A 7,767-nucleotide genomic window follows, 5' to 3' on the forward strand; every position below is an offset into this window, starting at 1 on the left:
CCCTCGCCGAGGCCAGCGCCGAGCTGATCACCAGCGTCTACAACGGCCACCTGCTGCTCGGCGCGCTCGGCCTCGGCGGCTGGACCTTCGACGGTGTCGACCGGCTGAGCATCCTCGGCGCCTCCGGCAACCCGCACGTCCCCGGCCTCGGCTTCCACGTCCAGACCGACGAGCGGTGGGCCCTGCCCAACCCCACCGGCCTGCCCGGCGTCTTCGAGACGCTCTCGCGCCCCCACGTTCCCGACATCGCCACCGCCGTCCGCCTGTTCGCCGAACGCAAGTACGCCGCCGGCGGGCCGTTCCACCCCGACACCCCGGGGCCGTGGCGGGACACCCCCGCGGTGCGCTCCGCCGCCGCGCCCCACGACCAGCGCTTCCTCGACCTGCTCACCGTCGAGGCCAGCTACATCGACGACACCTTCGGCAAGCTGCCCGGCACCGTCCCGACCGTCCACATCCTCAACTACCTACAGGCCCAGCACCTCGACACCGACTTCTACGACCGGCACTTCACCCCCGGCGCCTACCTGCCCACCCACGCCCACCACCAGGACACCTGGCACTGAGCGACATCCCCGCGGCCAGCCCCTGCCCGAGCCAGAGGGGCGGGGCTATTGAAGCTGTTGGTCACGCTGGCGACTCGCGGTCCGCGCGCCTGCGCGAAAGCAGCACCTGAAAACGACGTCGAATGATCTTTCGTCATCCTGATCGTGGGAGTGGGCCGTCGCTGGGAGATCCGTCGGACGATGTGACGCGGGCAGCCGGCGCGGCGGTCCACCGGATCTTCTTCCAGTCCCAGGAATTTGTCACATTCTGTCACGTGAGGCGCTCCCGCCCGGCATTCCGGCGCGCCGACGGTGGCTGCGACACTCGGCACCACCGGGCGCAGAGCGGGGCAGGACGGTGAACTGGGCCTTAACGCGCAACAGCTGAGGCCTGATTGGGCCCGCCGCCATCCGGATTCTCGGCTAGGGTCGGCTGGCGTGGGATGCGTCGGGGCCCGATGACAGCGGGCGCGATCGCCGGATGACGCGATCGGATGGGGGCAGACACAGCCCCGCGCTCTACGTGGTGGCCGCCTTCGCGGGGGCGATCGTGGTCGGGACGCTCGTGCTGATGATCCCTTACGCCCGTGCGGGGCATGGCAGCGCGCCCCCGCTCGTGGCCCTGTTCACCGCGACGTCGGCGGTGTGCCTGACCGGCCATGTCGTGGTCGACACCTCCAGTTACTGGACCCCGTTCGGCCAGGCCATGATCATATTACTGGTCCAGGTCGGTGGTTTGGGGATCATGACCGCGGCGTCCCTGCTCGCGCTGCTCGTCAGCCGCCGGCTCGGTCTGCGTGGCAGGCTCCTGGCCGCCAGCGAGACCAGGACGCTGGGTCTGGGGTCCGTGCGCCGGGTCGTGGTCGGCGTCGTCGCGCTCAGCATGATCGTGGAGGCGGCGGCCGCGGTCGCGCTCACCCTCCGGTTCTGGACGGCGTATGACACCGCGTTACGTTCGGCGGTCTGGCAGGGGATCTTCCATGCGGTGTCGGCGTTCAACAACGCCGGGATCGCCCTGTTCCCGAACAACCTGGCATCGTTTGCCACGGATCCTGTGATCAGCCTGGTTGTGCTGGTGGCCTTCGTGCTGGGCGGCCTTGGTTTCCCGGTTCTGTTCGAGCTGCGCCGCACCTGGCGGCGACCACGACGGCTCTCCCTGCACTCGAAAATCACCCTTTGGACGACCGCGGTGCTGGCTGCCGTCGGCGTGGGCGCCCAGCTGGCGCTCGAGTGGACGAATCCGGCAACGCTCGGGCCACTGGCGGTACCGCAGAAAGCGCTGGCCGGTCTCTTCCAGGGTGTGAGCCCGCGCAGCGCCGGGTTCAACACGCTCGACTTCGGGGCGATGAACGAGACGACGTGGCTGGTGACCGATGCCCTGATGTTCATCGGCGCCGGGTCGGCGGGCACCGGCGGCGGTATCAAGGTGACCACGTTCGCGATTCTCGGTTTCATGATCATTGCGGAGGCGCGTGGCGCGAACGACGTGAGTGTTGCCGGGCGGCGGGTGGCGCCGGCCGCGCAGCGCCAGGCGCTGGCGGTGGCCCTGCTCGGCGTCGGAGTCTCCTTCCTCGGTGCCCTGGTACTGCTCGAGACCAGCGGCATCGTCCTCGACCAGGTGCTGTTCGAGGCGGTGTCCGCGTTCGGCACGGTCGGCCTGTCCACCGGGATCACCGCTGGGCTGCCCGGCCCGGCTCAGGCCGCGCTGATCGTGTTGATGTTCATCGGCCGGATCGGGCCGGTCACCGCGGCCTCGGCGCTGGCCCTGCGCCAGCAGGTCCGGTTCTACCGCCTACCAGAGGAGCGACCCATCGTTGGCTAGGTTTCAACCGGACGCCGTCCTCGTCATCGGGCTGGGCCGGTTCGGCAGCGCACTCGCTGGCACGCTTGTCGGGTTGGGCCATCAGGTCCTCGGTGTCGACACCGACCGGAAGATCGTTCAGGAGATGAGCTCGCAGCTCACCCACGTGGTCGAGGCCGACACCACCAGCGAGGAGGCGCTGCGCCAGATCGGTGCGGGTGACTTCAACCGGGCGGTTGTCGCGATCGGCAGCGACGTCGAGGCGAGCATCCTCACCACCTCGTTACTCGTGGACTTCGGCATCGCCCAGATCTGGGCGAAGGCCGTCAGCCGGGCGCACGGCCGGATCCTCGACCGGGTCGGTGCCCACCGCGTCGTCTACCCGGAACACGACATGGGCGAGCGGGTCGCCCACATGGTCACCGGGCGGATGGTCGACTACGTCGAACTGTCCGACAACTACGCGCTCGTCGAGACCCGTCCGCCGGCCGACATCGTGGGAAAGCCACTCGGCCAGACCGGAATCCGCAGCCGTCACGGCGTCACGGTCGTCTGTATAAAACACGTCGGCGCGGACTTCGACTACGCCCACCCCGACACGGTCGTCAAAGCCGACGATCTCATCGTCGTTCTCGGGCCGATCCAGAAGGCGGTCCGCTTTGCCCAGACCCGGAACGGATGACACAGCCCGCGGCGGTGGGACAGACGGCTGGGCGTCCACAGTCGTCGGCCACCCGTCACATCGTCCGGTAGATCTCCCGGCGGTGGCCCACTCCTACGACCAGGATGATGAGCTGCCCGTCCAGGACGTCGTAGATGATCCGGTAGTCGCCGACCCGCAGCCGATAGCGGTCCTCGTATCCGGCGAGCTTCTTCACGTGTGCGTCCGGGCGGCGCGGATCGTCCCCGAGCGGGCTGAGGGCCCGCAGGATTGTCAGCGCGACCGGTTGTGGGATGGCTCGTAGTTGCCTGACCGCCCGTTCGCGCCATCGGAACGCGTACTTCATGCGACGCCCTGGTCGGGCTCGTCCTCGAATATCGCGGCGATGGCCTCGGCCATGCTGTAGGTGGGGGCGTCGGGGTTCTCCGCCAGGTCGCGGTCGGCATCCCGGGCGAAATATCGGTCTATGGCGTCTTCAAGGGCGTTGAAGTCCTCGATGGGGACGACCGCGGCCACGGCCTGGCCGTTGCGCGTGATGATGGTGGGCGTTCCACCCTGGGCGCGCGTGATGACTTCGGCGAAGTGGGCGCGGGCATCCCTCGCGCTCAGCTCGTTCTGACTGTCGTCCACACCAGAAGTGTACCCAGAATTGTGTACGCAGAGACTCTCCGGATGGGGCGGCCCGCCCGCCGCTCGCGCACCGTCCGTGATCGCGAGGTTGCCCGGCCCGGCCGGCACATGTCCGAGGTGGGGCAGGGCCCGGCCTGTCCCACCTCGTCAAGGACGACACCCTCACGGGCGGTATCGGCGTTGTCCGCTGGGATGCTCTGTCCGTGGGCAGGCAACGCGTCGCGGACGGGGCTGGTCCCAGCGGCCCGGCCGACGGATCCGCGTGCCGATCGGATCACCAAGGGATATCAGGGGATCTGAATCAGCTACTATGAATCTTCATGCGGGTGATGACGGCTTCCGAGGCGTCCCGAAACTTCAGCGCGCTTCTCGACGACGCCGAACACGGTGAGACGATCATGGTCACCCGTAGCGGTCGGCGCGTCGCTGTGATCATGCCGGCGCCGCAGGGCAACGGGGAGGCGTTGGCGCGTCCCGGGTGGGCAGGAAGTAGGTGCCCGTGTCGTCGGTGAAGAAGAACTCGGCCGTGTGGAACCCGGCGGCCGACGGGAAGGCGCGCCCACTCGCCGACCCGCTGTAGTTGGGGAACGCGGGCGCGTAGNGGCGGCCGTGGATCCCCGCCAGCAGCGGGAAGGCGGCCAGGTCCCGCAGGGCGGCCCGCTGCCGGTCGGTGATCGTCAACTGGCTCACGGCGGTGGCTCCTTCGGATCGTGCTGCCCGTCGACGGCCGCCGGGAAGCACGGCCGCGCTGATGGCAGACATACTTCCCTGTCCCTCTTTCCCGCCCGCGCCGCTGTAACCTCCCCGGCTGCATATCTGGAACACGCTCGCAACGCACCGGATACATCTCCTCACGAGGACGGCACGCGGGTACGGCACGCGGGCGACCCGGCCCGCATCCGACCGGTGGCGGTGGGCGGACAGGACGCGGCGCTGGCGCGCTGTGCCCGGCGTGGAACTCCGGCTGGCCGGCCGTGGCGCGGCGAGCCGTGATCCACGGCGGTGCCCGTGGGACGCGGACCGGAAGCCGTGCGTCCGCACGTCTCGCGCCGCCGCGGCGGGCGGAGCGCCGATGGACAGGTCATGTACGGCGGGTAGTTCAACCTGCCCGGAGCGGCGCCGGAACCTTCAAGTTCTGCTACACGGTTCCCGTAGCGGATATCGCTTAAAAATCCGCGAACGGAGAGGTAGATTCACCGGCATACGGCGGGATTGTGTACTGGTTGTCCGGCGATCTTTCCCGGAGGTCTTGTTCGGTGAACGTATCCTCTGTTGACTGTATGTGAGACGTTGATTGTACGTGAGACCTCCGGCGGTGAGGGAGAAACATGGTGACCACTGTCCCCGTCGATGTGAGGCATGCTGTTGTCACCGCCGAGAAAGTGCGGGAGAAACTTTCGCCCGGACGTGGTGTCGTGTTGCTTGAGGTGCACCGCGACACGCCCACAGGCGTTACTGGACGTATCCCGAACGCGCGCGTCGTCTCGCTGGCGACACAGCTTGCCGGGCCGCGCTCCGAGGATTCCGGCGCTATCTGCACGGCGGCGGGCTGAACACACCGACCGTGGTCACGGAGCGGATATCACGATCCGTGACCACGGCCAGTCGCGGCCCGCAGCCGCGCAATGACCTCTCCCGGTCTGCCACGACATTTTCCGGTTCGCTGCGAGGCGCTGTGACGCGCATCGACAGCCCACGGGTTCAGATAGGTTGAAAAATGGGTCTCGGACTGTCCGGTAAGCGTGCCATCGTCACCGGTGGCGGAACCGGGATCGGATATGCGATCGCGCTTGAGCTGGCGCGCCAGGAGGTGTCGGTCGCCATCACGTCCCGCCGTGGCGAGGTGCTGGAGAATGCCGCCAGGCTGATCCGGGACGAGACGGGCGCGCGCGTTCTGGCCGTCACGGCCGACACCGGCGACGACGATTCCGTGCGGGCTCTCGTGGAAACGGTGCGAGGTGAGTTCGGCGGTGTCGACATTCTGGTCAACAACGCGGCCGAACAGCCCGCGCAGCACGGCCCCAGCTACGTCGACGCCACCGACGACTGGTTCCAGCGGCAGATCAACGTCAAGGTCATCGGGTATCTGCGCACCATTCGCGCGGTCGCTCCGCTGCTGATCGAGAACGGGTGGGGTCGCATCATCAACATCAGCGGAACCGGTGCGCGACAGACGGTCTCCGTCATCGGTTCGGTGCGCAACGCCTCGGTCGTCGCGCTCACCAAGAACGTCGCGGACGAACTCGGGCCGCACGGGATCAACGTGACCGTCGTGCATCCCGGGGCGACCCGCACCGAGCGCTACCTCGAACTCCAGGAGAGCGGGGCTTTCGGGGCAGGCGATCGCGCGCGTCTGGTCAACAACGTCATCGGGCGTGTCGTCGAGCCGGAGGAGGTCGCGTGGGTCGTGGCCTTTCTCGCGTCGCCGCGCAGTGTGGCCATCACCGGTGACGCCATCGTCGCCGGTGGCGGGGTCCCCGGGTTCATCTACTACTGATCGTTGATCTCCGGTGGCCGCTGGCCTCCGGCCTCGCCGCCTACCAGCCCCATTCCTTATCCAGACCGTGACCAGGGAGTTCGACGTTGACCGCTATCCCAGTCCCGACAATTTCGGCGAAGGATCTGCATGATCTGCTGGGCGGATCGGCGGAGTTCGCGCTGATCGACGTCCGGGAGGCACGCGTCACGGCCGAGCAGGGCTCCATCCTGCTCGCGGTCTCGGTTCCGCTGAGCAGGCTGGAACTGCGGGTCGACGCCCTCATCCCGCGGCGCTCGACCCCGGTGGTCGTCTACGACAGCGGTACGGAGGGCCTCGCCGAACGCGGCGCCCGCCGGCTCGGCGAACTCGGCTACACCGACGTGTCCGTCCTGGACGGCGGTGTGCGGGCGTGGGCCGAGGCCGGCCACAAGGTGCAGACCGGCGGTGACCACGTCATCGGGCAGGCCTTCGGGGAGTGGATCGAGGAGATCTACCAGACACCGCACATCAGCGTCCCCGAGTTCCTCAGCCGGCTCGATGCCGGCGAGGACGTGGTCCTGCTCGACAGCCGCCCGCTGGCGGAGTTCGAGAACCACAGCCTGCCGGGCGGCACGTCGATTCCCGGCGCCGAACTCGTCTACCGCGCCGGTGAGATCGTGAAGTCGCCGGACTCCCTCGTGGTCGTCAACTGCGCGGGGCGCACCCGCAGCATCCTCGGTGCCCAGGTGCTCATCAACGCCGGCCTGCCGAACCGGGTGGTCTCGCTGGAGGGCGGGACCCAGTCCTGGGTCCTGGAAGGCCACGAACTCGACCACGGCAGGCGCGCCACCGCCCCGCTCCCCACCGGCGAGGCGCTCGACGCCGCGCGCGCCTCGGCCGCGCGCATCGCCGAGCGGTTCGGCGTCAGGCGCATCGACCGGGAGGCGCTGCGGCGCTTCCGCGACGCCGCCGACGAGCGTTCGCTGTACGTCCTGGACGTGCGAACTCCGGAGGAGTTCGAAACCGGGCATCTGCCGGGCTCGCACTCCGCGCCGAGCTGGGACGTAGCGCCATGGGTGTTCCGGCACATAGCGACGCACAACGCGCGGATCGTCCTGGTCGACAACGACCTGGTCCGCGCCACCGTAGTGGCCTCGTGGATCATCCAGTTCGGTTGGGGTGAGGTCTTCGTCCTCGAGGACGCGCTGTCGGACGAGGCGCTCGTGGCCGGCCCGGTGGCACGGCGGGTGCTCGGCATGCCCGAGGACGGCTACGAGCTCGTCACCCCGGCGCGGCTGCGCGCCGAGCTCGACGCGTCGGCCGGCCCACAGGTGATCGACCTGCAGCCGAGCCCGGGCTACCGGACGGGGCACATTCCGGGCGCCAGCTTCGCGATCCGTGCCCGTCTCGCCGACACGGTGGACGAGATCCCAGGGGCCGGACCGATCGTGCTGACCTCCGAGGACGGTGTCCTGGCGCGTTTCGCGGCCGTCGAACTGGGGCGGGCCACGACCCGCCCGGTGCTTGCATTCGACGGGGGCACGAGCGCGTGGCACGCCCTCGGACACCCGTTGGAAAGCGGTGACGGGACATTCCTGCATCCCGCGGACGACGTCGTCTTCCTGGGCTGGCAGCAGCCCGATCCGCAGCTGCGGAAGGCCGGCTTCCGCCG

9 protein-coding genes are annotated in these 7,767 nt (G+C 68.9%); 7 read left to right on the forward strand and 2 right to left on the reverse strand.

Annotated features, from left to right (window positions below; translation table 11 throughout):
• Positions 1–341: 341 nt before the first annotated feature.
• The 3 genes from FrCorBMG51_RS34985 (at position 342) to FrCorBMG51_RS18305 (ending at position 3,028) form a co-directional block, all read left to right on the forward strand.
• Entirely contained in the window at positions 342–566 is a 225-nt protein-coding gene (locus tag FrCorBMG51_RS34985; RefSeq protein WP_200902495.1) for a hypothetical protein, read from the forward strand.
• A 460-nt stretch (positions 567–1,026) separates the two neighbouring features.
• Positions 1,027–2,367: a TrkH family potassium uptake protein gene (locus FrCorBMG51_RS18300; protein ID WP_047224280.1), complete on the forward strand. Its 1,341-nt coding sequence runs from the start codon at positions 1,027–1,029 to the stop codon at positions 2,365–2,367.
• Positions 2,360–3,028, forward strand: a complete 669-nt coding sequence (locus FrCorBMG51_RS18305) for a potassium channel family protein (protein WP_047224281.1) — start codon at positions 2,360–2,362, stop codon at positions 3,026–3,028. The genes FrCorBMG51_RS18300 and FrCorBMG51_RS18305 overlap by 8 nt, the downstream gene beginning before the upstream one ends.
• A gap of 55 nt (positions 3,029–3,083) precedes the next feature.
• Here FrCorBMG51_RS18305 and FrCorBMG51_RS18310 read toward each other — a convergent pair whose 3' ends face one another.
• The gene (locus tag FrCorBMG51_RS18310) at positions 3,084–3,353 is read right to left on the reverse strand and encodes a type II toxin-antitoxin system RelE family toxin (RefSeq protein WP_047224282.1); all 270 of its coding nucleotides are present in this window, start codon (positions 3,351–3,353) and stop codon (positions 3,084–3,086) included.
• Positions 3,350–3,637: a type II toxin-antitoxin system Phd/YefM family antitoxin gene (locus FrCorBMG51_RS18315; RefSeq protein ID WP_047224283.1), complete on the reverse strand. Its 288-nt coding sequence runs from the start codon at positions 3,635–3,637 to the stop codon at positions 3,350–3,352. The genes FrCorBMG51_RS18310 and FrCorBMG51_RS18315 overlap by 4 nt, the downstream gene beginning before the upstream one ends.
• A gap of 329 nt (positions 3,638–3,966) precedes the next feature.
• Here FrCorBMG51_RS18315 and FrCorBMG51_RS27185 point away from each other — a divergent pair, with 329 nt between their 5' ends.
• The 4 genes from FrCorBMG51_RS27185 to FrCorBMG51_RS18330 form a co-directional block, all read left to right on the forward strand.
• On the forward strand, positions 3,967–4,149 hold the full coding sequence (locus tag FrCorBMG51_RS27185; protein ID WP_235433709.1) for a type II toxin-antitoxin system Phd/YefM family antitoxin: 183 nt from the start codon (positions 3,967–3,969) through the stop codon (positions 4,147–4,149).
• Between the two features lie 816 nt (positions 4,150–4,965).
• Entirely contained in the window at positions 4,966–5,190 is a 225-nt protein-coding gene (locus FrCorBMG51_RS28520; protein ID WP_139342417.1) for a hypothetical protein, read from the forward strand.
• 164 nt (positions 5,191–5,354) lie between these two features.
• Positions 5,355–6,134 (forward strand): SDR family NAD(P)-dependent oxidoreductase, encoded by a 780-nt coding sequence (locus tag FrCorBMG51_RS18325; protein ID WP_047224285.1) that lies wholly within the window; start codon positions 5,355–5,357, stop codon positions 6,132–6,134.
• 86 nt (positions 6,135–6,220) lie between these two features.
• Positions 6,221–7,767: rhodanese-like domain-containing protein (locus FrCorBMG51_RS18330; RefSeq protein WP_162233241.1), on the forward strand; the 1,547-nt coding region annotated here is incomplete at its 3' end.

The organism is Protofrankia coriariae (assembly GCF_001017755.1).
Classification (GTDB): Bacteria; Actinomycetota; Actinomycetes; order Frankiales; family Frankiaceae; genus Protofrankia; species Protofrankia coriariae.